The sequence below is a fragment of the Microbacterium sp. P03 genome (assembly GCF_043556235.1).
In the GTDB taxonomy this organism is placed as follows: Bacteria; Actinomycetota; Actinomycetes; order Actinomycetales; family Microbacteriaceae; genus Microbacterium.
Genome location: NZ_JBIGIM010000001.1, coordinates 20880 through 47254, shown reverse-complemented (window position 1 = coordinate 47254; position 26375 = coordinate 20880). Strand labels below are relative to the sequence as shown.

General features: G+C 70.1%; 22 protein-coding genes. 11 read left to right on the top strand and 11 right to left on the bottom strand.

Annotated features, from left to right (window positions below; all coding sequences use genetic code 11):
• Nucleotides 1-3: 3 nt before the first annotated feature.
• Complete coding sequence (locus ACFXOO_RS00190) at nt 4-999, bottom strand: LacI family DNA-binding transcriptional regulator (protein WP_378843425.1); 996 nt, start codon at nt 997-999, stop codon at nt 4-6.
• Between the two features lie 121 nt (nt 1000-1120).
• Here ACFXOO_RS00190 and ACFXOO_RS00185 point away from each other — a divergent pair, with 121 nt between their 5' ends.
• The 6 genes from ACFXOO_RS00185 to ACFXOO_RS00160 are packed head-to-tail and all read left to right on the top strand — an operon-like array spanning nt 1121 to nt 8025.
• Nucleotides 1121-1480 (top strand): L-rhamnose mutarotase, encoded by a 360-nt coding sequence (locus tag ACFXOO_RS00185; protein WP_378843423.1) that lies wholly within the window; start codon nt 1121-1123, stop codon nt 1478-1480.
• Nucleotides 1477-2643, top strand: coding sequence for an L-rhamnose isomerase (gene rhaI, locus ACFXOO_RS00180; protein ID WP_378853238.1), 1167 nt, complete (start codon nt 1477-1479; stop codon nt 2641-2643). Before ACFXOO_RS00185 ends, rhaI begins: the two co-directional genes overlap by 4 nt.
• 6 nt (nt 2644-2649) lie before the next feature.
• Nucleotides 2650-3567, top strand: coding sequence for an alpha/beta hydrolase fold domain-containing protein (locus ACFXOO_RS00175; protein WP_394562413.1), 918 nt, complete (start codon nt 2650-2652; stop codon nt 3565-3567).
• Nucleotides 3564-5600, top strand: coding sequence for a bifunctional aldolase/short-chain dehydrogenase (locus ACFXOO_RS00170; protein ID WP_394562412.1), 2037 nt, complete (start codon nt 3564-3566; stop codon nt 5598-5600). The genes ACFXOO_RS00175 and ACFXOO_RS00170 overlap by 4 nt, the downstream gene beginning before the upstream one ends.
• Nucleotides 5597-7033, top strand: a complete 1437-nt coding sequence (locus ACFXOO_RS00165) for a rhamnulokinase family protein (protein WP_378853232.1) — start codon at nt 5597-5599, stop codon at nt 7031-7033. The genes ACFXOO_RS00170 and ACFXOO_RS00165 overlap by 4 nt, the downstream gene beginning before the upstream one ends.
• Nucleotides 7030-8025 carry a serine hydrolase domain-containing protein gene (locus ACFXOO_RS00160; RefSeq protein ID WP_394562410.1) on the top strand — a complete coding sequence of 332 codons (996 nt, stop codon included), beginning with the start codon at nt 7030-7032 and terminating at the stop codon, nt 8023-8025. Before ACFXOO_RS00165 ends, ACFXOO_RS00160 begins: the two co-directional genes overlap by 4 nt.
• Nucleotides 8026-8049: 24 nt before the next feature.
• Here the strand turns inward: ACFXOO_RS00160 and ACFXOO_RS00155 are convergent, their stop codons facing one another.
• Genes ACFXOO_RS00155 through ACFXOO_RS00145 form a run of 3 tightly spaced genes read right to left on the bottom strand, consistent with a single transcriptional unit; the run spans nt 8050 to nt 11491 of the window.
• Nucleotides 8050-8895: a transglutaminase N-terminal domain-containing protein gene (locus ACFXOO_RS00155; protein ID WP_378853228.1), complete on the bottom strand. Its 846-nt coding sequence runs from the start codon at nt 8893-8895 to the stop codon at nt 8050-8052.
• Nucleotides 8892-9824 carry an alpha-E domain-containing protein gene (locus ACFXOO_RS00150; protein ID WP_378843408.1) on the bottom strand — a complete coding sequence of 311 codons (933 nt, stop codon included), beginning with the start codon at nt 9822-9824 and terminating at the stop codon, nt 8892-8894. Before ACFXOO_RS00150 ends, ACFXOO_RS00155 begins: the two co-directional genes overlap by 4 nt.
• Entirely contained in the window at nt 9818-11491 is a 1674-nt protein-coding gene (locus ACFXOO_RS00145; protein ID WP_394562409.1) for a circularly permuted type 2 ATP-grasp protein, read from the bottom strand. The genes ACFXOO_RS00150 and ACFXOO_RS00145 overlap by 7 nt, the downstream gene beginning before the upstream one ends.
• 165 nt (nt 11492-11656) lie before the next feature.
• Here ACFXOO_RS00145 and ACFXOO_RS00140 point away from each other — a divergent pair, with 165 nt between their 5' ends.
• The gene (locus tag ACFXOO_RS00140; RefSeq protein ID WP_394563158.1) at nt 11657-13207 is read left to right on the top strand and encodes a molybdopterin-dependent oxidoreductase; all 1551 of its coding nucleotides are present in this window, start codon (nt 11657-11659) and stop codon (nt 13205-13207) included.
• A gap of 14 nt (nt 13208-13221) precedes the next feature.
• On the opposite strand, the gene ACFXOO_RS00135 is transcribed toward ACFXOO_RS00140, so the two are convergent.
• Together ACFXOO_RS00135 and ACFXOO_RS00130 are read right to left on the bottom strand one after the other, a co-directional pair.
• Nucleotides 13222-14028 carry a zinc-ribbon domain-containing protein gene (locus ACFXOO_RS00135; RefSeq protein ID WP_394562408.1) on the bottom strand — a complete coding sequence of 269 codons (807 nt, stop codon included), beginning with the start codon at nt 14026-14028 and terminating at the stop codon, nt 13222-13224.
• 45 nt (nt 14029-14073) lie between these two features.
• Nucleotides 14074-14334 (bottom strand): hypothetical protein, encoded by a 261-nt coding sequence (locus tag ACFXOO_RS00130; protein WP_378843402.1) that lies wholly within the window; start codon nt 14332-14334, stop codon nt 14074-14076.
• 67 nt (nt 14335-14401) lie between these two features.
• On the opposite strand from ACFXOO_RS00130, the gene ACFXOO_RS00125 reads away from it, so the two are divergent.
• Nucleotides 14402-14719 (top strand): hypothetical protein, encoded by a 318-nt coding sequence (locus ACFXOO_RS00125; RefSeq protein WP_378853222.1) that lies wholly within the window; start codon nt 14402-14404, stop codon nt 14717-14719.
• A 17-nt stretch (nt 14720-14736) separates the two neighbouring features.
• On the opposite strand, the gene rocD is transcribed toward ACFXOO_RS00125, so the two are convergent.
• On the bottom strand, nt 14737-15966 hold the full coding sequence (rocD, locus tag ACFXOO_RS00120; protein ID WP_378853220.1) for an ornithine--oxo-acid transaminase: 1230 nt from the start codon (nt 15964-15966) through the stop codon (nt 14737-14739).
• A complete protein-coding gene (ddaH, locus tag ACFXOO_RS00115) occupies nt 15963-16844 on the bottom strand; it encodes a dimethylargininase (protein ID WP_378843396.1) in 882 nt (293 codons plus the stop codon). Before ddaH ends, rocD begins: the two co-directional genes overlap by 4 nt.
• Before the next feature lie 286 nt (nt 16845-17130).
• Here ddaH and ACFXOO_RS00110 point away from each other — a divergent pair, with 286 nt between their 5' ends.
• Nucleotides 17131-19200: an MDR family MFS transporter gene (locus tag ACFXOO_RS00110; protein WP_378853218.1), complete on the top strand. Its 2070-nt coding sequence runs from the start codon at nt 17131-17133 to the stop codon at nt 19198-19200.
• 42 nt (nt 19201-19242) lie between these two features.
• On the opposite strand, the gene ACFXOO_RS00105 is transcribed toward ACFXOO_RS00110, so the two are convergent.
• Nucleotides 19243-20106 carry a GTP-binding protein LepA gene (locus ACFXOO_RS00105; RefSeq protein WP_378843392.1) on the bottom strand — a complete coding sequence of 288 codons (864 nt, stop codon included), beginning with the start codon at nt 20104-20106 and terminating at the stop codon, nt 19243-19245.
• A gap of 52 nt (nt 20107-20158) precedes the next feature.
• On the opposite strand from ACFXOO_RS00105, the gene ACFXOO_RS00100 reads away from it, so the two are divergent.
• The gene (locus ACFXOO_RS00100; RefSeq protein WP_378853216.1) at nt 20159-20866 is read left to right on the top strand and encodes a hypothetical protein; all 708 of its coding nucleotides are present in this window, start codon (nt 20159-20161) and stop codon (nt 20864-20866) included.
• Here the strand turns inward: ACFXOO_RS00100 and ACFXOO_RS00095 are convergent.
• Nucleotides 20859-24644: a proline dehydrogenase family protein gene (locus ACFXOO_RS00095; protein WP_378853372.1), complete on the bottom strand. Its 3786-nt coding sequence runs from the start codon at nt 24642-24644 to the stop codon at nt 20859-20861. The genes ACFXOO_RS00100 and ACFXOO_RS00095 overlap by 8 nt on opposite strands.
• Nucleotides 24645-24802: 158 nt before the next feature.
• On the opposite strand from ACFXOO_RS00095, the gene ACFXOO_RS00090 reads away from it, so the two are divergent.
• Nucleotides 24803-25687, top strand: coding sequence for a LysR family transcriptional regulator (locus ACFXOO_RS00090; protein ID WP_378853370.1), 885 nt, complete (start codon nt 24803-24805; stop codon nt 25685-25687).
• 24 nt (nt 25688-25711) lie between these two features.
• On the opposite strand, the gene ACFXOO_RS00085 is transcribed toward ACFXOO_RS00090, so the two are convergent.
• Nucleotides 25712-26272 (bottom strand): acyl-CoA thioesterase, encoded by a 561-nt coding sequence (locus tag ACFXOO_RS00085; protein WP_378843388.1) that lies wholly within the window; start codon nt 26270-26272, stop codon nt 25712-25714.
• Nucleotides 26273-26375: the final 103 nt, after the last annotated feature.

Here is a 26375-nt window from a genome sequence, read left to right as displayed (position 1 = left end):
CCGTCATCCGCCCGTCGATGCCCGAACGACCAGTTCGGGCCGGAAGCGCACGTGCCGGGGAGGCTCGCCGGGATGCTCCAGCGTCTCGAAGAGAAGGTCGACCGCGGTCGCCCCGATCTCGCGGGCGGGCTGCCGCACGGAAGACAGCGGTACGACGGTGGACTGTGCGAAGTCGATGTCGTCGTACCCGATGATCGCGACATCCTCGGGAACGCGCACCCCGCCGAGGATCGCCGTTCCCTGCAGCACGCCGACGGCGAGAAGATCGTTCGCGCAGAAGACGGCGTCGGGGCGGTCGGCGGGCGATCTGGCCGCGATCGCCTCGCCCGCCCGGCGCCCGTGCAGGACGGTCAGGGCTTCGAGCTCGATGACCTCGAGCGATGCGTCCGCCTCGACCGCGAGCGCGCGGCGCGCGCCCTCCAGACGGTCGGCGACCTGGCGTATCGACAGCGGGCCGCCCACGAACGCAATGCGCCGACGTCCGAGCCCGAGCAGATGCGCGACCGCGAGAAGCCCGCCCTCGACGTCGTCGACCGCGACGGAGGGGAGCTCTCCACCGGGCAGCTCACCGTCCACGAGCACGAGCGGGATCCCGGCATGGGTGAGCATCGTGCCGGCGATGTCGTTCGGGATGAGAAGCACCCCGTTCACCCGCTGCTCGCGGAACAGGTCGAGGTACGCCGTCTCGCGCGCAGAGTCCTGGTCGCTGTTTCCGAGGAGCACCGACACTCCGGCGGCGGCCGCGCGCTCCTCAGCACCGCGCGCGAGATCGGCGAAGAACGGGTTGGCGCTGTCCAGCACGATCAGGCCGATGCTGCGGCTCCGTCCCGCGCGCAGCTGCCGGGCGGCGTCGTTGCGCACGAAGCCGAGCTTGTCGATGGCGGCCTGCACGCGGGCGACGGTCTCGGGCGCGACCTTGTCGGGGCGATTGAGCACGTTGGAGACCGTGCCGACCGAGACGGATGCCTCGGCCGCGACATCCTTGACATTGACTGACACGAGGACCCCACCTTGACGAACTGCTTCCCCGACACTATCGTTTGAAACGATTCACCGACACGTGCCGCGCACGAACGTCGACGCCGTTCCATCCCGCCCGCAGGGCTCACACAGGAGTGACATGACCCGCATCGCGTTCCAGCTGGAGGTGCGCCCCGAGCTGGTCGAGGAGTACATCGCCCGACACAGCCCCGTGTGGCCGGAGATGCTGGCGGAGATCGCCGCCTCCGGGCGCCGGAACTACACGATCTTCCTCGGCGAAGGCGGCCGCCTGTTCGGCTACTACGAGACTGACGACGACGACGCCGCGCGCTCGTACCTCGCCGCATCCGCCGTCGCCGCGCGATGGGAGGCCGAGATGGCCGGCTTCTTCCTCGGGGCGGGGGGACGCGTCGATCAGACCGCCGTGCCGCTCACCGAGGTCTTCAATCTCCATGACCAACTGACCGCATCCGAGTCCCCCGAAAGCAGCGCATCGTGAGCATCCTGTCGCCCGAGATCCAATCCACCCTCCAGAAACAGGCCATCGAGCTGCCCTCCTGGGCGTTCGGCAACTCCGGCACGCGCTTCCGCGTGTGGACCACCGAAGGCACCCCCCGTGACCCGTTCGAGAAGATCGCGGATGCCGCGGAGGTCAACCGCGTGACGGCTCTGGCCCCGTCCGTCGCGCTGCACATCCCGTGGGACCGGGTCGATGACTTCGGCGCTCTCCGTCGTCACGCCGAAGACCTCGGGGTGACGCTGGGTACCGTCAACTCGAACACCTTCCAGGACGAGGACTACAAGTTCGGAGCCCTCACGCACGAGGATGACCGGATCCGGCGCAAGGCCGTCGACCACCACCTCGAGTGCATCGATGTCATGGACGCCACCGGCTCGCGCGACCTGAAGATCTGGCTTGCCGAGGGCTCGAACTACCCCGGCCAGACCGACATGCGCGCCCGCCAGGATCGCCTCAACGACTCGCTGCGCTCGATCTACGAGCGCCTCACGGGCGAGCAGCGACTCGTACTCGAGTACAAGTTCTTCGAGCCGTCGTTCTACCACACCGACGTCCCCGACTGGGGAACCTCGTACGCGCAGGTGGCCACCCTCGGCGAGCGCGCCATGGTGTGCCTCGACACCGGCCATCACGCGCCCGGCACGAACATCGAGTTCATCGTCATGCAGCTGCTGCGACTCGGCAAGCTCGGCTCGTTCGACTTCAACTCGCGCTTCTACGCGGACGACGACCTCATCGTGGGGGCAGCCGATCCGTTCCAGCTGTTCCGCATCCTCGTCGAGGTCATCCGCGGGGGCGGCCTGAACAACCCTGACGTCGCCTTCATGCTCGACCAGTGCCACAACATCGAGGCGAAGATCCCCGGCCAGATCCGCTCGGTGCTCAACGTGCAGGAGATGACCGCTCGCGCGCTGCTCATCGACCACGCCGCACTGGCGGCCGCGCAGTCGGCGAACGACGTGCTCGCAGCCAATGCCGTCTTCATGGACGCCTTCTACACCGACGTGCGCCCGGCGCTGGCCGAGTGGCGCGAGTCGCGCGGTCTCCCGGCGGATCCCATGGCGGCATTCGCCGCATCGGGCTACCAGCAGAGGATCGAAGCCGACCGCGTGGGCGGCACCCAGGCCGGCTGGGGTGCGTGAATCCGCATGACCCCCCTCAGCGACACCGCCACCGTCGACGTGTCCGATCGCGAGATCGACGGCCCGCACGGCCCGCTGACGCTGCGCGTCTATCTTCCTGAGGCCTCGGCCGGCCCCGGGCTGGTCTGGGCGCACGGCGGCGGTTTCGCCGGCGGCGACCTCGACATGCCCGAGGCCGACGGGGTCGCCCGAGAGCTGGCTGCGCGCGGAATCGTCGTCGTGTCGGTCGACTACCGGCGCGCGCCGCTGCCCCAGGTGTGGGCCGAAGCGACGGGTGCGAGTGCGACGGGTGGCGTGCACTACCCCGTCCCTTCCGACGAGGTCGCCGCCGCGTTCCACTGGGCCGCCGCAGCCGATCCCGCGGCGCACCTCGCCTCCGGGCCGTGGGCGATCGGCGGCGCCAGCGCCGGCGGCAATCTCGCGGCGGGGGCGACCCTGCGGCTCATCCACGACGGCGGACCTGTACCCGCCCTCGCGGTCCTCGCCTACCCGACGCTGCACGCGGTGCAGGCGGCTCCGGATGCTGAGCTTCGCGCGGCGCTCGACGCGAATCCCGACGCCGACCGGTTCGGCCCCGCCGCCGTGCTCGGAATGTACGAGAACTACCTCGGCGGTGCCGTCCAGAACCCCGAGGTCTTCGCGGTCCCCGGTGACGCCTCGGCGGAGCAGCTCGCGCTGTTCCCGCCCACCATCATGATCAACGGCGACGTCGACCAGCTGCGCGTGTCCGGCGAGGCCTTCGCCCGCGCACTCTCCGAGGCGGGCCGCGAGGTCGACGTCTCCACGGAGCCCGGCACGATGCACGGCCACCTGAACCGACCCGACGAGCCCGCGGCATCCCGGTCCCTCGACCGCTTCGCCGCCCGCATCCTCGCCCTCGCCCCTCCTGCTTCCACCCCCGCCACTGAAGGAATGCCCTCATGACGAATCCGACCGTCGCCGACCTCGTCGCGCGCTCCAACCGCCTCGGCTCCGACCCGAAGAACACCAACTACGCCGGCGGCAACACGTCCGCGAAAGGGACCGAGACCGACCCCGTCACCGGCGAGCCGGTCGAGCTGCTGTGGGTCAAGGGATCTGGTGGCGATCTCGGCACGCTCACGGAGGGGGGCCTCGCGGTGCTCCGCCTCGACCGGATGCGCGCGCTCGTCGACGTCTACCCGGGCGTCGACCGCGAAGACGAGATGGTCGCGGCGTTCGACTACTGCCTGCACGGCAAGGGCGGTGCCGCCCCCTCGATCGACACGGCCATGCACGGACTCGTCGACGCCGCACACGTCGACCATCTGCACCCCGACTCGGGGATCGCGATCGCCACGGCGGCGGATGGCCCCGAGCTCACGACGAAGATCTTCGGCGACAAAGTGGTGTGGGTGCCCTGGCGCCGGCCCGGCTTCCAGCTCGGTCTGGACATCGCGGCCATCACGTCCGAGAACCCGCAGGCGATCGGCTGCATCCTCGGCGGACACGGCATCACCGCATGGGGCGACACCTCCGCCGAGGCCGAGACGAACTCGCTCTGGATCATCGACACCGCCGCCGCCTACATCGCCGAGCACGGCGCCGCCGAGCCGTTCGGTCCGGCCCGCGCCGACTACGCGCCTCTGCCCGAAGACGAGCGCCGCGCCAAGGCCGCCGCCCTCGCCGGCACGATCCGCGGCATCGCTTCGCACGACAAGCCCATGGTGGGTCACTTCACCGATGCCCCGGAGGTGCTCGAATTCCTCGCATCGGCCCGCGCTGAAGAGCTCGCGGCACTCGGGACGAGCTGCCCCGACCACTTCCTGCGCACGAAGGTCAAGCCGATGCTGCTCGACCTTCCGGCCGACACATCGATCGAGGCATCCGTTTCCCGCCTGAAGGAACTGCACGAGGCGTACCGCGCCGACTACACCGCCTACTACGACGCGCACGCGACGCCCGAGAGCCCCGCGATGCGCGGGGCGGATCCGCTGATCGTGCTCGTTCCCGGCGTGGGCATGTTCAGCTACGGCGCCAACAAGCAGACCGCGCGCGTCGCCGGGGAGTTCTACCTCAACGCGATCAACGTGATGCGCGGTGCCGAGGCACTCTCGACCTACACGCCCATCTCGGACGCCGAGAAGTTCCGCATCGAGTACTGGGCGCTCGAGGAGGCGAAGCTGCGCCGCATGCCGAAGCCCAAGACCCACCAGGGGCGCATCGCGTTCGTGACGGGCGCGGCGTCGGGCATCGGCAAGGCGATCGCCACCCGGCTCGCGGCAGAGGGCGCGTGCGTCGTCGTCGCCGACCTCGACCTCGAGAAGGCGCAGGCGGCTGCGGCCGAGCTCGGGAACACCGATGTCGCGATCGGCGTGGCCGCGAACGTCGCCGACGCCGCGGGGGTGCAGGCGGCGATCGACGAGACCGTGCTCGCGTTCGGCGGCGTCGACCTCGTCGTCAACAACGCCGGGCTCTCGCTGTCCAAGCCGCTGCTGGAGACCACCGAGAAGGACTGGGACCTGCAGCACGACGTGATGGCCAAGGGTTCGTTCCTGGTGTCGAAGGCCGCAGCGCGCGTGCTGATCGACCAGGGCATGGGCGGCGACGTCATCTACATCTCCTCCAAGAACTCCGTGTTCGCGGGGCCCAACAACATCGCGTATTCGGCCACGAAGGCCGATCAGGCCCACCAGGTGCGCCTGCTCGCGGTCGAGCTGGGCGAGCACGGCATCAAGGTCAACGGCATCAACCCCGACGGCGTCGTCCGCGGCTCGGGCATCTTCGCGGCGGGCTGGGGTGCGAACCGCGCCGCGACCTACGGCGTGAAGGAAGAGGATCTCGGTCAGTACTACGCGAACCGTACGATCCTCAAGCGGGAGGTCGTCCCCGAGAACGTCGCCGATGCGGTCTACGTCCTCACCGGCCCCGAGCTCACCCGCACGACCGGACTCCACATCCCGGTCGACTCGGGTGTCGCCGCGGCCTTCCTGCGATGACCGGAAGACGGACTGCAGGCACCGTCGCGGCGGTCGACCTCGGCGCGACGAGTGGGCGGGTGATCGTGGGCCGCGTCGGGCCGGACACCCTCCAGACGACGCAGCTCGCGCGCTTCGCGAACGAGCCGGTGCAGACCGCGGACGGCCTGCACTGGAACCTCGTCGGCATGTACGGCTCGGTGACGAACGGGCTCCGGGAGGCGTTCCGCTCCGATCCGTCCGTGGCGAGCATCGGCGTGGACTCCTGGGCAGTCGACTACGGCCTGCTGCGCGACGGGCGCCTGCTCGGAGAGCCGTTCCACTACCGCGATGCGCGCACCGCATCGGGCGTGGCGAACACCCACGAGCGGATGTCGCACGCCGAGCTCTTCGAACGGAACGGTCTGCAGTTCCTTCCCTTCAACACGCTTTACCAGTACGCGGCCGAGCCGCCCGAGCTGCTCGACTTCGCCGACACGGCGCTCCTCGTCCCCGACCTGATCGGCTACTGGCTGACCGGCGAGGCGCGGGCGGAGCAGACGAACGCCTCGACCACCGGGCTGCTGCGCGTCCTCGACGGCACGTGGGACGACGCGCTCATCGCAGCGCTGGGCGTGCCGCGCCGCATCCTCCCCCCTCTCATCGCCCCGGGCGAGCGTGTCGGCGCGCTGCGCGGCGACGTCGCCGCGACGCTCGGCGCCTCCCGCGAGGTGCAGGTCACGGCGGTCGGCTCGCACGACACGGCTTCGGCCGTCGTCGCCGTCCCGATGCAGGCGGATGCCGCGGCCTACATCTCGTGCGGCACATGGGGCCTGGTCGGGGTCGAGGTCGACCACCTCGTGCTCACCCCGGCGGCGCTGGCGGCGAACTTCACCAACGAGGGCGGGGTGGACCGTCGCGTCCGCCTGCTGCACAACGTGATGGGCCTCTGGATCCTGAGCGAGGCCGTCCGCGGCTGGGAGCGCGCAGGACACCCGATCGACCTCCCGACCCTGCTGGACTCGGCCGCGGAACTGGACGCCCCCGCGCCGGTGTTCGACGTCAACGACCCGCGGTTCCTGCCTCCGGGCGACATGCCGGAACGCATCGACGCGTGGTGCGCCGAGCACGACGTCGCCCCGCCCCGCACCCGCGCGGAATACGCGCGCTCGATCGTCGAGTCGCTCGCGCAGGCGTTCGCCGACACCGCGGTCCTCGCCGGCACACTCGGCGGCGTGGACGTGCGGACGATCCACATCGTCGGCGGCGGGGCCCTGAACACGCTGCTCTGCCAGCGGACGGCGGATCGCGCCGGTCTGCCGGTGCTCGCCGGTCCCGTCGAGGCGACGGCGCTCGGCAACGTGCTGATCCAGGCCCGGGCGATGGGCTTCGTCTCGGGCTCGCTGGAGGCGCTCCGCGATCTCGTCGCGCGCACGCACGCACCCACCCGCTACGAGCCGCGAGCCTCGCGATGACCGGGTACGCCGCCGCGTTCGATTGGGCGCGCCGCCATGTGCGCGACGGACGGCTGCCCACGGCGGTGCTCGGCATCGCCACCGCGGAGGGCACGGTCGCCCTCGACGCGTTCGGGGCCACCGGCGACCGCGCGGCGAGGATCGACGACCACTACCGACTGTTCTCGATCACCAAGACGCTCGTCGGACTGACCGCCGCGCGCGCGATCGAACGCGGGCTGCTGACGCCGGAGACGCCGCTGTCCTCGGCCATCGACGGCTTCGGGTCGGACCGCGACGACATCGTGCGGCTGCGCCATCTCGCCGCCCACACCTCGGGCGTCCCCGAGCCGCATCTCGACACGGCCGTGCCGCTGCGCGACGTGCTGCGCGCCGGTGGTCGGGACTTCGCGGCGGGCACGATGTCGCGCTACTCCTCGGTCGCGTTCGAGGGCATCGCCGCGCTCCTCGAGCATGCGACGGGTCGCACCTGGGACGAGGGTGTCGCCGAATGGGCGGCCGCGGTCGGCGCGGACGGCCTGACACTGGACGAGTCGACGCATCCGCATGAGATTCCGGATGCCGCGGCATCCGGAATCGACATCGCCGCCATGGCCCGCCTCCGGCATCCGGGCGCGGGCGCGATCGGGCGAGCCGCGGACCTGCTGGCCCTCGGCACCGATCTGCTGCGGACGCACGAGACGGGAGGCGCGGGCGGCTCGGTCGTCCGGCCGGCCACCCTGGCGATGATGCGGCGGCCGCTCACGGGCGCCATCCCGCGGATGGATCCATATCCCGCCGAGCGCGGACAGGACTGGGGCTTCACGTGGAATCTGCGCACCCGGGCCCCGGGCCTGATCGATCGCGACGTCTACGGGCACGGCGGGTGGTCGGGCACCGAGTTCTGGGTGCACCCGACTGCGGGCGTCGCCTACGTGCTGCTCACGAACCTCGCAGCGCGTCCGGGAGTCGACGCCGACGAGCTCGACAACGCCGTGGTGGCCGCGCTCTGACCGGAGCCGACGTCCTCGCGCGCCTCACGCCTCACGCGTGATCGTCACCTTCACGTGCAGCTGCGACTTGTGCGGCCCGGCGTACACGCCGCGGAGCGGCGGGACGTCGGCGTAATCGCGACCGCGGCCCACGAGCACGTGGCGATCGCCGATCTCGCTGCTGTTCGTCGGGTCGTAGCCCTGCCACTCCCCCACGAACCATTCGACCCACGCGTGCGACTCGCCCCGGACGGCCTCGCCGACGGCGGCGTTCGCCTTCGGGTGCAGGTAGCCGGACACGTAGCGCGCCGGGATGCCGACCTCGCGGAGGGCGCCCAGGGTGATCTGCGTGATGTCCTGGCAGACGCCTTTCCGCGCCTCCCACGCTTCACGCGCCGTGGATCCGACGCCGGTCACCCCGAACATGTACTCGACCGAGTCGCCGATCGTCGACGCGATCGCCCGCGCCGCCTCGCCGGGCTGGTCGTGCTGGGCGGCGATGGAGCGCGCCAGCTCCGCCACCTCGGGATGCGGCTTGGTGCGCGCCGACTGCCCGAGCTGCTCGACCGTGGAGATGCCGCGGGCAGCCGCCATCTTGAGGCGATCCCACGTGATCTCGACGTGATCGATCGGCCGAGGGCGCACCTCGACGAGGCTGCGGGCGGTGATCTGCAGCTGGCTGTGCGCCTGCAGCACGTCGAACGACGCGACGCGGGTGCCGAAGTAGTCCACGTACTGGTTGACCGACGACGTCGGGTCGATCTCGAGGGCGGAGCTCAGCACGAACTGGCTGTCGGTCGAGCTCGGCAGCATCCGTGCCTCGTTGTATGACGCCGTGACGTCGCCCTTGTAGGTGAAGCCCGTCTGGTGCTCGATGCGCAAGCGCTTCATGAGGTCTCTCCGATCCAGCTCGGCTCCGCCAGTGTCGGGAAGAAGCGGTCGCGGATCGCGACCGATGCCTCACGGGTCACCGTCTGCACCCGCTCCATGTGCAGCGGCAGCTCGCTGAGGATCTCTCCGATCGGGCGGTACTCCAGGTCGTTGCGGATCCGCCCGAGCGCCCGCAGCACCGTGTTGGAGTGCCCGACGCGGTCGGCCCGCGGGTCGATCGCGCTCATGCACGCCTCGGCCGTCTGGATCGAGTAGATGATCGAGCGGGGGAAGAGGCGGTCGAGCAGCAGGAACTCGGCGGCGTTCTGCGCGCTCGGCATGCCGCGGTAGGTGCGCAGGTACGCCTCGTACGCGGCGCACGATCGCAGGATCGTCGTCCAGGAAGGACCGGATGCCTCGGTCAGCGACCGTGTGGCCAGCAGGCGGGCGGTCATGTCCGCACGCTCGATGCTGCGGCCGAGCGTGAAGAACTGCCACGCCTCGTCACGGCTCGTCGAGGAGTCCATGATGCCCACAGCGAGCGCCGAGCGCTCCCGCACCCATTTGAAGAAGTCGTGCACCTTGTCGGTCTGCAGTCGGCGCGGCATCCGGGAGTATGTCGTGTTGAGCACTTCCCACAACTCGGTCGAGACGATCTCGCGGGCGCGCCGCGCGTTCTCGCGGGCCGCCTGCAGCGAGTAGGCGATCGCCGCCGCGTTGGCGCGATCGACGGCGAGCAGCTGCAGCACGTCCTCCCGCCGCACCTTGACGAGGCCCTCGGGTGCGGACGTCCCCATCACGCTGAGCAGCGAGCGGCACGCCGTGTCCTCGTCGATCCACGGGTCTTCGAGGAGCAGCTGCAGGTGCGTGTCGAGGATGCGCGCGGTGCCGTCGGCGCGTTCGACGTATCGTCCGATCCAGAAGAGCGACTCGGCGATGCGGCTCAGCATGAGGACTCCTCCCACCCCTGCTGCTGTTGCTGCTCCTGCTGCTCGTGCGCTCCGCCCGGGTCCTGCGGGGAATGCGTGACGGGCGGCTGCGCGTCGTAGATGATCGGGATCGCCTGCGTGGGCGTGGCCTGCTCGGCGACGAGCTCGGCGATGTCCTGCGAGCGCTCGTACTCGACGTTGCCCGGCGCGGCACCGCCGACGATCCAGGTGTCCTTCGATCCGCCGCCCTGGCTGGAGTTGACCACGAGCTCTCCTTCGGGCAGAGCGACGCGGGTGAGTCCACCGGGCAGCACCCAGATGTCGTCGCCGTCGTTGACCGCGAACGGGCGCAGGTCGGCGTGGCGCGGGCGCATCCCGTCCTCGACCAGCGTCGGGATCGTCGAGAGCATGACGACGGGCTGGGCGATCCAGCCGCGCGGGTCGGCGCGGAGCTTCTTGCGCAGCTTGTCGAGTTCGGCGGGCGAGGCATCCGGCCCTACGACCAGACCCTTCCCACCCGACCCGTCGACGGGCTTGACCACGAGCTCGTGCAGGCGGTCGAGGACCTCCTCCAACGCGCCCGGGTCCTCCAGCCGCCATGTGTCGACGTTCTTGATGAGGGGCTCTTCGGCGAGGTAGTAGCGGATGAGATCGGGCACGTAGGTGTAGAGCAGCTTGTCGTCGGCGACGCCGTTGCCCACCGCATTGGCGATCGTGACGTTGCCGAGGCGGGCGGCGAGCATGAGACCGGGGGCCCCGAGCATGGAGTCGGCGCGGAACTGCAGCGGGTCGAGGAAGTCGTCGTCGAGCCGGCGGTAGATCACGTCGACGCGCTTGAGTCCGCGCGTCGTGCGCATGAAGACCTTGCCGCCCGCGCAGAGCAGATCGCGGCCCTCGACGAGCTCGACGCCCATGAGTCGCGCGAGCAGCGTGTGCTCGAAGTAGGCGGAGTTGAACACCCCCGGGGTGAGCACGACGACGCTCGGATCCTCGATGCCGGCTGGAGCCGCGGCGCGGAGTGCGGCGAGCAGCTTGTTGGGATAGTCGCCGACGGGGCGGACGCGCATCGAGACGAAGAGCTCGGGCAGGGTCTGCGCCATCACGCGGCGGTTGGAGATGACGTAGCTCACGCCGCTGGGGACGCGCACGTTGTCTTCGAGGACGCGCATCTCGCCGTTCTCGTCGCGGATCAGGTCGATGCCCGAGACCTGGATGCGCACCCCGTTGGCACTGTGGATCCCGGCCGCCTGGCGGTAGAAGTACTGCGACGATGCGATCAGTCCGGCGGGCAGCACGCCGTCGCGTACGCAGTGCTGGTGACCGTAGGCGTCGTCGAGGAACGCCTCGAGCGCGCGGACGCGCTGCTTGACGCCGGCTTCGACACGCGCCCACTCGTCGTAGGCGATCACGCGCGGCACGGCGTCGAGCGGGAACGGGCGTTCCTCGCCCGCGAAATCGAACGTGACACCCTGGGCGAGATACGAGCTGGCGAGCGATTCGGTGCGTCCGCGCAGCTCTTCCTGCGTCATCTGCGCGAGCGCGCTGTACAGCTCCTTGTAGGCCTCACGGGACTGCGCCGGGGCACCCGGATGCTCGGGCCCGCCGAACATCTCATCGAACGCGGGGATGCCGCTGACCGTCTTGCGCGGCGCCAGCGTGGAGCCGTACCCATCGAACAGATCGCCCATGCGACGAGCCTAGTAGGCGGCGTGTTGCCGGAGTGTTTCCGAAGCCGGGCGGGTGTCGGGGCGCTTCTCGAGCGGATGCCGCACCCTGTGCACGGCCCGTTTCACGGCGAATCGAGAGGTCCCGACCGCCGCATCCCGACGCGTCCGGCCTAGCCTGAGAGCGTGATGACCCCGACTGAGGTGCGCTCGAGTCCCGCCGACGTGGGCACGGGACGACGACGACTCGTGACCGGCTCGATCGCCGGCGTCGCCGCGGTCGTCCTGGGCGCGGGTCTCGGTGAGCTGACCGCTGCGATCCTCTCCCCCGGCTCCAGTCCGTTCGCCTCGATCGGCTCCGCGATGATCGACCTCGCTCCGGCCTGGGCGAAGGACACCGCGATCGCCCTCTTCGGCACGAACGACAAGGCGGCTCTGCTCGTGGGCATCGCCATCGTGCTCCTCGTGGTCGCGGCGGGTGCCGGGGTCCTCGAGCGGGTGCGACCCCCCTGGGGTCGCGCGGTCGTCCTCCTGGTCGGTCTCGCGGGGGCGATCGCCGCCATGACGCGAGCCGACTCCGGCCTGCTGTCGTGGGTCCCGTCGGCGGTCGCCGGGGTCGCGGCATCCGTCGTCCTGTGGTTCCTGCTGCGTCCGGATGCCCCGCCCGCGCCCCAGGGTGAGGACCGACGCAACTTCCTCGCGTGGAGCGGAGGCACGATCGCGGTGGGGGTGCTCGCAGCCATCGGCGGCTCGGCACTGCGTGCCGGTACGCGCTCGGTCGAGGCGGTGCGTTCAGCCCTCAGACTTCCGGCGCCCGCGGTCGTGGCGCCCGCCGTGCCCGCCTCGGCGAGCCTGAACGTGGAGGGGCTCTCGCCCGTCATCACGCCGAATGCCGACTTCTACCGGATCGACACGGCGCTGATCGTGCCGCAGCTCGACACGGCCGGCTGGAGTCTGCGCATCTACGGAATGGTCGAGCAGGAGGTGACGATCACGTGGGACGAGCTGCTCGCTCTGCCGCTCGAGGAGAGCTACACGACGCTGACGTGCGTGTCGAACGAGGTCGGCGGTGATCTGATCGGCAATGCGCTGTGGCTCGGATATCCGATCCGCGAACTGCTGAAGCGGGCCGCCCCGACGAGCGATGCCGACATGGTGCTGTCGCGGTCGAGCGACGGGTTCACGGCCTCGACGCCGATCGAGGCGCTGACCGACGACCGAAATGCGATCCTCGCCGTCGGCATGAACGGCGAGCCCCTTCCCGCCGAGCACGGCTTCCCCGTGCGGATGGTCGTGCCCGGACTGTACGGCTACGTGTCGGCGACCAAGTGGGTGACCGAGCTGCAGGTGACGCGGTTCGCGGATGCACGCGGCTACTGGACCGATCGCGGGTGGTCGGATCGCGGTCCGATCAAGCTCGAGTCGCGCATCGACGTGCCGCGGGGAAACGCCCCGGTCGGTGCGAGCGTGATCGCCGGCGTGGCCTGGCACCAGCACGTGGGCGTGTCCGGCGTCGAGGTGCAGGTCGACGACGGCGCCTGGCAGCAGGCCACCCTCGCGACCGCGATCTCGGATGACACCTGGGTGCAATGGAGCCTGCCGTGGGACGCCTCGTCCGGCGCGCACACCATCCGCTGCCGCGCCACGAGTGTCGACGGCGAGGTGCAGACCCCCGACCAGGCTCCCCCCGCGCCCGACGGTGCGACGGGCTGGGACGAGGTCACCGTCCAGGTGATCTGACCCGGCGCCGTGCCTCACCGGAGGTAGGCGTCCACCATCAGCGGCCCACGCACGTCGCGCAGCACGTCGATGAGCATCTCGACCCCGCGCTTTCCGACCGATGCGAGCTGCAGGTCGTGGGGGCCGAGCGGCTCCAGGCGGCCCGTGCGGACCCGCACGACCTCCCAGCCCGAGGCGCGCAGCAGCGTGTCTTTGCGACGGTCGGCGACTTCGCGCTGACCGACGTGCTCCAGTCCGTGCCTGCCGGGGGTGTCGTACTCGATCACGACCCGCAGTTCGGGGAGCAGGATGTCGGGCCATACCTCGCGGTGGCGGAAGAACGGGCGCCCCACCTTCACCGCGTTCATCCCGTGGGTGACCGCGAGGCGGGCGGTGAGCTCGGCCCGCAACCGCGCTTCGGCCGCCGATGCCGGCTTCGGCGCGCACCGCGACACGAACGCCTCCCCGACGGGCAGGGGTGGCGTCTTGTCGCACACGGCCGGCGCGGGCCTCTTCGCGCGGGCCCCCGCCCGGGGCGGCACGGCCAGCGCCGTGCAGTCGGGGCACCAGGCCGACCGCCGGCGGACGCGGCCGGGCCGGTTGCGCTGCTCATCGGGCGTCGCCGCGAATCGGTGGTCGGCTTCGCACTGCCAGCACAGGAGCACGTCGGCGGCCGGCGGGATCTGAGTGAGGGTGATGCCCGCGTTCAGATCGGGGTGGTACTGCCGGATCAGCGCGGGGTAGCCCGCCCACTCCTCGCGGTACGTTCCCACCGGGTACGGCACCTCCGCGCCCCGCGAGAACTGTCTGCGCGCCCACCACAGCTCCACCCGTTCGGCCATGGATCAGGAACGTACCGACGGCCACCGACAGCGGGACCCGGGAGCTCAGTCGTACGCCCGGTGCACGTGCCAGTGGTCTTCGCCGCGATGCACGTCGAACACATAGGTCTCGCCGTCGGGGTCGGTCGCCTGGAAGCGCCACCCGTACAGCCCCTTCCGGTGCTCGAGCGGAACGCTCCACACCGATTCGCGCAGCCGCGTCGGCGTATCGGTCACCCGCCACCTCCGCCCGGCGTAGAACATGCGGGTCGGAACGTCGTTGACCATCCATAGGGTCAACTCATGCTCGATAGTCGTTTCGCTCATAGCGGTTAACAATAGAACAGGTGTTCGAATCGGTCTAGTCTCGATGACGTGCCCGAAAGGAGGCTCGATGGGCACCAGCCGACGCTACGCCGCGCATTACGACCGGCTCATGGACGACCGCATCGTGCAGCGAGTGGCCGAGACATCCGGCCCTCTGCAGTGCCTCCGCAAAGAAGAACTCGAGCTCGATCACGAGGCCTTCACCCGCGACCCGCAACCCAAACCCGTCCGCGCGTGGGTGCGGTTCGGCGAGACGCCGCTGCTCGTCGACGCCGAGGCGTGCAGCTGGACGGCGCATGCCGTCGCCATCCGATTCACGATCGCGGGCCGCGAGTTCAAGACGTGGGTGTGGTCGTCCGCCGTCCGCGAAGCGCCCCCGCGATGAGCACGCGCATCTCATCCTCAGCCCGCGAGCACCACGCGGAGCTGCTCGACGGCCCAGTCCAGCTCGGTCGCGCGCACGATGAGCGGCGGAGCGATGCGGATCGTCTGCCCGTGCGTGTCCTTCACGAGCACCCCGCGCCCGAGCAGCCGCTCGGCGACCTCGCGCCCCGTTCCGACCGCGGGATCGATGTCGACTCCGGCCCAGAGGCCGGCGACGCGCACCGCCGTGACGCCGTGACCGATGAGCCCCTCGAGCTGCGCGGCGAGGTGCCCGCCCAGCGCGGTCGCGCGCTTCTGGAACTCGCCGGTCGCGAGCATCTCGACGACCCGGGTGCCCACCGCGGCCGCCAGCGGATTCCCGCCGAAGGTCGAGCCGTGCTCGCCCGGGCGGATCACACCGAGCACCTCCCGGTCGGCGACGACGGCGGAGAGGGGCAGGATGCCGCCTCCCAGCGCCTTTCCGAGGAGATAGACATCGGGAACCACGTTCTCGCGATCGCACGCGAACGTCGTGCCGACGCGTCCGAGCCCGGATTGGATCTCGTCGGCGATGAACAGCACGTTTGCTCGCGTGCAGATCTCGCGAACGGCCTGCAGGTAGCCCTCGGGCGGGATGACGATACCGGCCTCCCCTTGGATGGGCTCGATCAGCACCGCCGCGGTGGACGGGGTGATCGCCGCCTCCAGCGCCGCGGCATCCCCGAACGGCACGTGCACGAAGCCCGGCCCGTACGGACCGAAGTCGTCGCGGGCCTGCGGGTCGTCGCTGAAACCCACGATCGTCGTGGTGCGGCCGTGGAAGTTGCCGTCCGCGACGACGATGGTCGCGGCATCCGGAGCCACGCCCTTCGTGCGATAGGCCCACGCGCGCGCGACCTTGATGCCGGTCTCGACCGCCTCGGCGCCGGTGTTCATCGGCAGCACCAGATCTTTGCCGCAGAGGTTCGCCAGCGCCCCTGCGAAGGGTCCGAGCTGGTCGTTGTGGTACGCCCGGCTCGTCAGCGTGAGGCGTTCGAGCTGCTCGCGGACGACCGCGAGGATGGCCGGATGCCCGTGCCCGAAGTTGAGCGCGGAGTAGGCCGCCAGCAGGTCGAGGTAGCGCTTGCCCTCGACGTCGGTGACCCACGCACCCTCGCCCTTCGAGATGACGACGGGGAGCGGATGGTAGTTGTGCGCGAGGTGGTCCTCTTCGGCGCCGATGACGCGGATCGTGCCCGTGCTCAGCGCCGGCGAGTGCGCGGGAGTCATTTCTCCGCCCCGCGCAGCTCGAGGGTGCAGCACTTGATGCCGCCGCCGCCGAGGAGGAGCTCCGACAGGTCGACCTTGATCGGGTTGTAGCCGCGCTCGCGCAGCTGCTGCTCGAAGCCCTTCGCCCGGGGGGAGATGATGACGTTGTAGCCGTCGCTGGAGGAGTTGAGTCCGAAGACCGAGCCGTCCTCGTCCGAGACCCGGATCGCGTCGGGGTAGCGCTCCGCGAGGATCGCCTGGCTGGCCTCATCGAACGCGCCGGGCAGGTACGCGATGTTCGCGTGCTCGACGCCGCCTTCGCCCTGCACGGGGTCGAGCACCGCGATCGCGGTGTCGAGGTGGTAGAACCGCGGATCCGTGAGCGTCAGCGACACGACCTCGCGTCCGAAGATCTCGCCGATCTCCCGATGCGAGTCTCCCGTCGAGCGGAAGCCGGTTCCCGCGAGGATCGCCTCGCCGACCAGGAGGAAGTCGCCTTCGCCCTCGTTGACCTCCGCGGGGGCGCGCACGTCGTAGCCGTTCGCGGCGAACCAGTCCATGAACGCGGGGCCCTCGGGACCGCGCTCGCGGAAGCGGAACTTCGCGCCGTAGGCGACGTTGTCGATCAGGAACCCGCCGTTGGCGGTGTAGACCATGTCGGGCAGGCCGATGATGGGATCGATCAGCTCGACCTCGTGCCCGAGCTGCACGTACATGTCGTACAGGTCCTGCCACTGACGGACGGCCTTGGCCGTATCGGTCGGATTGGCCGGCTCCATCCACGGATTGATCGTGTAGCTGACCGTGAAGTGCTCGGGCCGGCACATGAGATAGCGGCGGCGCTGGGCGATCCGGGGCTGATCGGTGCGGGACGGGTCGGTACGGGTGGGCGTCGTCATGACTTCTCCTTGCGGGAGGGACGGGCGGACGATGTCCAGAGGCCCGGCGGCCCCTCCCTGCGCTGCTCGCGGGAGCGGTGCGAAGAAGGGCGATTCCGGGCACGCCGGGTTCATTCTGGCACGTTCCCCCGGCGATACCGCCGTGAAACCGGTGCCGCGGGAATGCGAGAAGCGCTAATGTTGGTTGACCTGCGACAACGACTTCACTTCCGTGGTCGCCGCGATCGCGCAGAGCGCCGCCCCTTCCCGTTGAACCCTGCTTCCCGCTGAACCCCGATGAGGACCGATGTCAGACGTCGCTGAAACCCGCCACCCGAAAACCGACGGCACGCACACGGTGATGACCCACCGCATGATCATGTTCGTCATCGTCGGCCTGATGGCGGGCATGTTCCTCTCCGCCCTCGATCAGACCGTCGTGGGCACGGCGATCCGCACGATCGGCGACGACCTGAACGGCCTCAGCCTGCAGGCGTGGGTGACGACCGCCTACCTGATCGTCTCGACGATCTCGACGCCGATCTACGGCAAGCTGTCCGACATCTTCGGTCGTCGACCGCTGTTCCTCATCGCGATCGTGATCTTCATCATCGGCTCGATCCTCGCGAGCTTCTCGACCTCGATGATCGAGCTCGCCGCCTTCCGCGCCGTACAGGGCCTCGGGGCCGGCGGCCTCATGTCGATGCCGCTCGCGATCATGGGCGACATGCTCGCGCCGCGTGAGCGCGCGAAGTACCAGGGCTACTTCCTCGCCGTCTTCGGCATCTCGAGCGTCATCGGCCCCCTCGTCGGCGGCCTGTTCGCGGGCGCCGACCAGATCCTCTGGATCGCCGGCTGGCGCTGGGTGTTCCTCATCAACGTGCCGATCGGCATCGTCGCCCTCGGAATCGTGTGGCGGTTCCTGCACATCCCCCGGCAGTCGCGGCACTCGGTGCGGATCGACTGGTGGGGCGCGACGTTCGTCATCATGGCGCTCGTGCCGCTGCTGCTCGTCGCCGAGCAGGGCCGCGAGTGGGGCTGGGGCTCGGGCATCGCCATCGCGTGCTACGTGATCGGCGCCATCGGCGTTCTGGCTTTCGTCATCGCCGAGACCCTCATGAAGGACGACGCGCTCATCCCGTTGAAGCTCTTCCGCTCGTCGACGTTCTCGATGGCGACGATCATCGGCGTGCTGGTCGGCTTCGGCATGTTCGGCGCGATGCTCACCCTCCCGCTCTACCTGCAGCTCGTGCTCGGCTCCTCGCCCACCGAGAGCGGCTTCCAGATGCTGCCGATGATCCTCGGCCTCATGATCGCCTCCATCGGCAGCGGTCAGATCATCGCCCGCACCGGGCGGTACCGCATGTTCCCCATCCTCGGCACCGCGCTCATGGCGACCGGCTTCCTCATCCTGACCTTCATGCGGTACGACACCCCGTACTGGTACCTCGCCGCCGCGATGCTCGTCATCGGCCTGGGCCTGGGCCAGCTCATGCAGACGCTCACGATCGCCAGCCAGAACTCGGTGGGGCTCCGCGACATGGGCGTGGCCACGAGCGCGTCGACGTTCTTCCGTCAGATCGGTGGAACCCTCGGTACGGCCATCCTGCTGTCCCTGCTGTTCACGCTCATGCCGACGAACATCACCGGTTCCTTCGCCGACCGCGCGACACTCACCGGCGCCCTCGATGCCGCCCTCGACCCGGCGACGTCGTCGGTGCCCGCCAACACCGCGATCATGGACGAGGTGTATGCGCCGATCGTGACGCAGGCGACGGACGCCACGACGGCGCAGATCCAGGACGGGCTGACGCAGGCGACGGATGCCGCGACCCAGGCGGTCGCCGACAAGGTCGCTGCGGGCGAGATCCCCGCTGCCGCGCAGGCGACGGCGACGGCGACGGCCGTCGCGGAGGCGCAGTCCGCCGCCGCGGCCCAGATCACCGAGCAGATCCCGGTCGCGAGGATCGGCGCCGACGGGTCGGTCTCGCTCGACTTCTCCGACGAGGCGCAGCGCACGGCCTTCGTGGACACCCTCGCCGACACGCTCGAGGACCAGTTCACTTCCGGGCAGTCGGGCGAGTCCGTGGGCTCGTCGACGCTCGATGACACGTCGTTCCTGGTGGGCGCCGACCCGCGTCTCACGAAGCCCTTCCTCGTCGCGTTCAACCAGTCGGCCGTGTCGGTCTACTGGGTGGCGATGAGCGTCGTGCTGCTCGCGTTCATCCTGTCCCTCTTCTTCAAGACGCCTCCGCTGCGCGCGAAGTCGGCACTGCAGGAGGCGGCCGACGAGAAGCGACAGCAGGAGCGCGAAGAGAACGAAGAGCTCATCGGAGCGAACTCGGCGACCACCGCGGGCTCACTGATCGTCCCGTAGTCGGGCGCGGCTCCGCACGGCGCGAAGGCGCTGCGCGAGAGGTCAGCCGAAGCCGCGTTCGCGGTAGAGGTCGATGCTCTCGCGCAGTGCCTTCAGCACGTATGGGGGAAACTCCATGCCCCGGTGGTCGGCCCAGAGTAGCTGGGCCTCGATGCGGCCGACCTCACGGGCATACTTCTCGAGGTCGTCGGCGAAGCCGAGAGCCGTCGCCACTCCGCCCATCTGCGCGCGATAGCGGTCCTGACCGTTCGTCCCGACGAGGTTGTAGGTCTTCTCACGCAGCACGCGGGCGAGGTAGAGCTGCCACGGCTTGAGGTCGCCGCTCTGCACGAGCGCGGTCGCCGACATCCGGTAGAACGCGAAGTGCCCGGGCTCCTGCTGCTTGATCGGGGTGATGATCGTCTGCGAGATCGCCGACTCCCCGAGCCGCCGCATGCCGTCGTTGATGATGTTGTACGCCAGCACCGCCTGACGTTCCGTACTGGCACCGGTGAGGTAGTAGAGCAGGCGGGCGATGTCCTGGATCTGCGAGAAGTGGGCGAGGGCGCCCATGATCTTCATCTTGAGGGAGACCTCGAGCTCGGGGGCGGCGGCGGGGCGCCCCAGGTCCTGCTGCAGGCGATCGAGGATCAATCCGTGCTGGATCTCCTGCGGCTGCCAGACATCGGCGTAGAACATGCGGTCGACCTCGGTGACGTCGGGGAGCAGCACGAGCAGCTCGAGCACGTTGCGATCGACTTCGAGCTCGACGCGGGCGAGGTAGTCGATGACGTGGCCGTACTGCGCATCGACGGCACGCGCATCGCGGATCTCACGATCGACGGAGGCGAGCGCGATCGGCGGGTACTGGTCACCGAGTCGCTGGACGTGCTCCAGGATGCGCTGCTGCGTGATCGCCTCTGCCACATGTTCATGTTCCCACCCGCCACCGTCGGGGTGAACCTGACAAGCTGTGGGCATGACCCGTCGCAGCACTGAGGAGACCCGCCGACTCATCCTCGACGCAGGCCTGCAGCTGCTGCTCGAACGCGGGGCCTCGGCGGGGGTGCAGCACATCCGTCTGCAGGAGGTGCTGCGAAACGTCGGTCTCACGACGGGGGCGGCTTACCGGATCTGGGCCGACCAGACCGAGTACCATCGCGATCTTTCGGTCGAGATGGTGGGTCTCCGGTTCGCGCCGCCCACAGCGAGCGCCGAGACCGCGGTGCGGGATGCCCTCGACAGCGATCGCCCGATGAACGACGTCATCCGCGCCGCCGCCGAGGACCATGTCGCGTACGCCTCCCAGTTCCACCGAGAGCCCGAATCGAGGGCGTCGCACGCATTCATCACGGCGCTCTCCCTGCGGACGGCCGCGGGCGCGTGGCCCGAGCTGCGCGAAGCGAGCGCCGCGCGTCACGCCGAGTCGGTCGAGGACTTCATCGCCTTCTATTCATCGATGATGCGGCGGTACGGGATGCGCATGCGCACCCCGTACACGATCCAGGATTTCGCCGAGGCGATGGCGGCTCTCGGCGAAGGGTTCGCGGTGCGCGCCGCCGAAGGCCTCGACCACCCGCTCATCGACATCGCCGCGACCGATGAGGGTCCGGAAGGGCATTGGACCCTCTTCGGCATCGCGGCCCGCGGACTCGTGGACGCCTTCATGGTCGAGCTGCCTAGATGACCGCTTCCGACCAGCCGTCGGGATTGCCGAAGCGGTGCGCCGTGATCGAGATCGCCTGCTCGTGCAGGAACGGCAGTAGCTCCAGGCGGCCGGCGGTGGTCACCTCGTTCGCATAGATCGCGAGGTCGGGATCGCCCGAGACCGTCTCGGCGAGGGCCAGCTCCTCCGCGCGGGTCGAGGGGCGCGGGCCGACCAGCCGCACACGCGACGCCCGGACGCCCACCCCGTGCGCCGGCGCGTCGCCGGGAGCGGATGCCTCGGTCCGCAGCATCCGCTGTCGCCACTGCTCGTCCGTCTCGAGGTACACCACCACGTCCTGCTCCGCGAGCGCGTGCCGCACGGGAGCGGGGAGTCCGACGGGCGTGCTGACGACGAAGGTGGAGCCCGCGCGGATACCGGCGATCACCACGCGCAGCAACGCCTGCCACGAGGCGTCCGCGGTCGCGCGCACCTCCACGTCGAGCGGACGGTACCGGAACAGATTGCGTTCCACGCCGAGCCGGGAGACGTCCCTGACCTGGCCGAACTCGCGACTCCACATGATCGCGTCCGAGAGGGCCGCGCGCCGCAGCCATTCGAAGGCGTCGTAGTCCAGCGACGGCTGGGCCGCCTCGATGACGCTCGTGATGCGGGTGTCGAGACCGCGCAGATGCAGCGTGCTCGATCCCGCGCCGCCGGTCGAGGGGCGCCACGATCCCAGCCCGACGAGGTAGTTCGGCCCGCCGGCCTTGGTGCCGGCACCGACCGACGAGCGCTTCCATCCGCCGAACGGCTGGCGCTGCACGATCGCGCCCGTGATGCCGCGGTTGACGTAGAGGTTGCCCGCCTGCACACCGTCGAGCCAGCGCGCGAGGTCGTCGGGGTTCTGCGTGTAGAGCCCCGCGGTCAGGCCGTAGGCGACGGCGTTCTGCAGTTCGATCGCCTGGGTCAGTGAGCTCGCGTGCATCACACCGAGCACCGGCCCGAAGAACTCCTCGCGGTGGAAGCGCGAGCCCGGGCGCACTCCCGTGCGGATGCCCGGAGTCCAGTACCGACCGGTCGAGTCTCCGGAGAGGGGGCGCGGCTGCACGAGCCAGCGCTCATCATCGTCGAGGGTCGTCAGCGCCCACTGCAGCTTGCCCTGCGGTGGCTCGATGACCGGTCCCACCTCCGACAGCGGGTCGGTCGGAGGTCCGACGCGCAGCGAGGTCGCCGCATCCACGAGCTGTCGTGCGAAGCGCTCCGATCTGCCGACCGGTCCGACGAGGATCGCGAGCGAGGCTGCCGAGCATTTCTGACCGGCATGGCCGAAAGCGCTCTTGATGAGATCGGATGCCGCGAGATCGAGGTCGGCCGACGGCATGACGATCATGGCGTTCTTGCCGCTCGTCTCGGCGAGCATCGGCAGGTCGGGACGCCACGAACGGAACAGGGCGGCGGTCTCCCACGAGCCCGTGAGGATGACGCGGTCGACGTCGGGATGCGAGATGAGGCGCCGGCCGAGGTCGCCCTCGTCGATGTCGACCAGGGCGAGCACGTCGCGAGGCACTCCGGCGGCCCACAGGGCCTCGGCGAGCACGGCGGCGCAGCGGCGGGCCTGGGGCGCGGGCTTGAAGACGACGCCCGAGCCCGCGGCGAGGGCGGCGAGCACCCCGCCGGCGGGGATCGCCAGCGGGAAGTTCCAGGGCGGGGTGACGACGGTCAGCTGCGCCGGGACGAAGACGGCCCCGCCGACGCTGTCGAGTTCCCGCGCGGTGGCGGCGTAGTAGTTCGCGAAGTCCACCGCTTCGCTCACCTCGACGTCGGCCTCCGCGAAGACCTTGCCGGTTTCGGATGCCGCGACCTCGATCAGTTCGCCGCGTCGGTCTTCGAGCGCGCGAGCGGCGGCCACGAGCACCGCGGAGCGGTCGGCTGCGGGCAGCGCGCCCCACCCGGTCGCCGCGTCGCGGACGTGGGCCACGATGCCCTCGAGCACTTCGGGATCATCGACGAGGGCGGCGGCGATGGTCGCGTCGCCGGCGGTGGAGGTGTCGATGCGGGCGAGGATCTCTCGCGACCACTCGCGGGTGGCCGGCAGTGCGGGGTCGGAGTCGGGGGTGTTGCGGAACCCCGGCGCCCCCGCGGCGGTCCCCTCGGATTCGCGCGGAGAGAAGATGGCGGTCTCGACGTATGCGTCACCGGCGAACAGCAGCGACGGTGCCGACGGTTCGAGCGGGGCGGTCTCCCCCAGGTCGATTCCGGAGTCGATGTCGCGGTCGTCGTGGGCCGAGGCGCCGCCGGCGGACCCGCGCGCGATGCCGAGAACCACTCTGGTGGCGTCGACCTCGGGCTCGCCGGGCCGGCGTGCCCGGCCCGACTCGGGCTCGTCCGCCCCCGGGTCGAGCGGTGCGGAACCGGCCGAGATCACGGGCTCGCCCGCCGCGCGGCGGTCCTGGCTGCGGTTCGGACCGGTCGGGAACGAGGCATCCGCTGCGCGCTCCAGGGAGGCCAGGAACCGGTCGCGTTCGCGATCGAACAGGGACGGCTGGTCGGCGAGCTCGAAGGCGGCCGAGAGGAAGTTGTCGCTCGACGCGTTCTCCTCCAGCCGCCGGACGAGGTAGCTGATCGCGACATCGAACTCGTCCGGGCGAACCACCGGGACGTAGAGCAGCACGTGGCCGACCTCGCGGGCGACCGCCTCCACCTGTCCCTGCGCCATGCCGAGGAGCATCTCGAACTCGGCGTCTGCACGGACGCCGCGCTCCCCGGCGAGCAGCCACGCGTAGGCGATGTCGAACAGGTTGTGGCCGGCGACGCCGATGCGCACGGCCGCGGTGTTCTCGGGGTGCAGTGCCGCGTCGAGGCACCGCAGGTAGTTGGCGTCGGAATCGACCTTCGCTCCGTAGGTGGCGAGCTCCCAGTCGTGCATGGTGGCGTCTACGCGTTCCATCGCCAGGTTCGCGCCCTTCACCAGGCGCACCTTGATGCGAGCACCGCCGTCGGCGACGCGCTGCTTCGCCCACGCGGTGAGCTGCTGCAGCGCGGGGAGGGCGTCCGGCAGGTAGGCCTGCAACACGATTCCGGCCTCCAGGGCCTTCAGGCGCGGGTCCTCCAGCAGGCGGATGAAGACGGCGATCGTCAGGTCGAGGTCGCGGTACTCCTCCATGTCGAGGTTGATGAACGTGTCGTCGCCTGCGGCGCTGAGATACAGGGGCAGCAGTCGTGCGACGACCGTGTCGACGACCTCGTCGAACGCCCACATCGAGATGTGGGACGCGATCGCCGACACCTTCACCGAGACGTAGTCGACGTCGGCGCGACGGATGAGCTCGTGGATGCCGTCGAGGCGGCTCAGGGCCTCCTGCTCGCCCAGAACGGCTTCGCCGAGCAGATTGAGGTTCAGTCGGGCGCCGCTCTCGCGGATCTTGGCGATCGCCGGTCCGAGCTTCTCGGGGCGGGCGTCGACCACGAGGTGCCCGACCATCTCACGCAGGACGCGGCGCGCGATCGGCACGACCGGCGTCGGCAGCACCGGAGCCATCACGCCCCCCAGGCGGACGGCGCCGCGCAGGTACCAGGGAAGGAAGTCCGGAACGAGCGGGGCGACGCGCTGAAGATTGGATGCCGCTGCGGCGAGGCTCTCCGGTCGCATGACCCCATCGACGAATCCGATCGTGAAGGGGAGGCCGTTGGCATCCTGCAGGACGCCGGCGAGCCGGGCGGCGGCGGGATCGGCGTCGACCTCGGCGGCTTCGTGGACCCAGCGCTGAGCAAGGGCGATGGCGTCGCCCACCAGCGGGGTCGTCGGATCGTCGGTCATGCGCTCCCCTGCCTTGGCGCGTGCGCGTTCGCCCGCGTTCGTGGTTCCAGCCTGCACCCCGATGGTTTCCATACGACTCAGGATGCGGCATCCGATCGTTCATGAAAAGCGATGTTCTACGATCAGTACTGTTCGGTTTCATCGATGATTGGATGGGCATGTTCGAACTGCGCCGGCTGCGGATGCTGCACGAGCTCGCGCTGCGGGGAACGCTCGCCGCTGTGGCGGAGGCACTGTCGTACAGTCCGTCGACGATCTCGCAGCAGCTGGCACAGCTGGAGAAGGATGCGGGCGTGCCGTTGCTGGTCGCCGACGGGCGCCGGGTGCGACTGACCGATCACGGCGAGGCGCTCGCCGCGCATGCCGCCCAGGCCCTCGACCTGGAAGAGCGGATCCGCGGGGAGTTGGAGGCGATCCGGCCGGGGATCGCTCCCGTGCGGGTGGCCGCGATGCAGACGACCGCGCAGGCGATCGTGCCGCGCACGCTGACGCTGCTCCGGGATCGCGCGCCGGATCTACGGGTGGAGCTCGCTGAAGTGCCTCCCGAGGAGGGTCTGTTCGAACTGGCGGCACGCGGGTTCGATCTGGTGATCGCCGAACAGTATCCGGGCCACACCCGCGCGCATCATGCCGGGCTGCTGCGTGAGCCTCTCGGCGACGATCCGATCCGGCTGGCCCTGCCCACGGGAGATCGGGCGCGTCGGCTGGCGGACCTGCGCGATCGGGCGTGGGTCGCCGAGCCGGCGGGCACCGCGTCGCGACAGTGGATGCAGCAGCAGTGCCGCGCCGCCGGTTTCGAGCCGGACGTGCGCTTCGAGTTCGCCGACCTGACGGCGCACGTCCGCCTCGTCGCCGCCGGTCATGCGGTGGGCCTCCTGCCGGACCTGCTCTGGGCCGGGCAGGAGCCGGCTGTGCGACTGCTCGATCTGCCAGGCGCTCCCGTGCGCGAGATCTTCACCGCGGTGCGTCGGTCATCGGGCGCGCGCGCCGGCATCCGCGTGGTGCGCGATGCGCTGCGGGAGGCGTTCGCGTCACCGGCGTGACGACCGCGCACGGGCTCGACCGCGTCAGTCCCAGAGGCTGGGGGCCTCTGCGCGAGTGGACGGCAGAGCGGACGCCGCGGCCCAGTCTGCGACCCACGGGGCGATCTGCGGGAGGGTGTCGGAACGGTGGATCGCGTCGAAGAGCTCCTGGTGCGTCACAACCCCTCCGGTGCGCTTGAGGAACCGCGCGCGCACGATCATCTCGGTGTAGACCTCGCCTTTCACGACTGCGCGGTGGATCAGGTAGACCGAACGGCCATCGTGGCCGAGCAGCCGCGACTCGACGGTGAACCGCTGCCACAGCCGAAGCGATTTGCGAAAGGTCACCGTCTCGCTCGCCACGACCGGGTACCAGTCCTTCTCGCCGAAGGTGTCCCAGAAGCCGGTGCGGATCAGCAGATCGAACCGGCCCAAGTCGAACAGCGAGGCGTAGCGCCCGTTGTTCATGTGGCCCAGCAGGTCGAGGTCGGTGGGGAGCGTCGTCAACCGCACGCGCCCGACGCTCATCGGGTCGATCGGACCCCGTCGGCGGAGCATGACCTTCGCGTGCCAGATGGTGAGCATGGTGCGCCACAGTACGTTCACGAAGAGTGACAGTAGCCATCCTCACGTCGGTTCGCGATTCGATTGTGGGATGCCCACAGCCGCCCCGGGGCACCTACGGGGGGACCTCGCGTCCGCAGTGCGA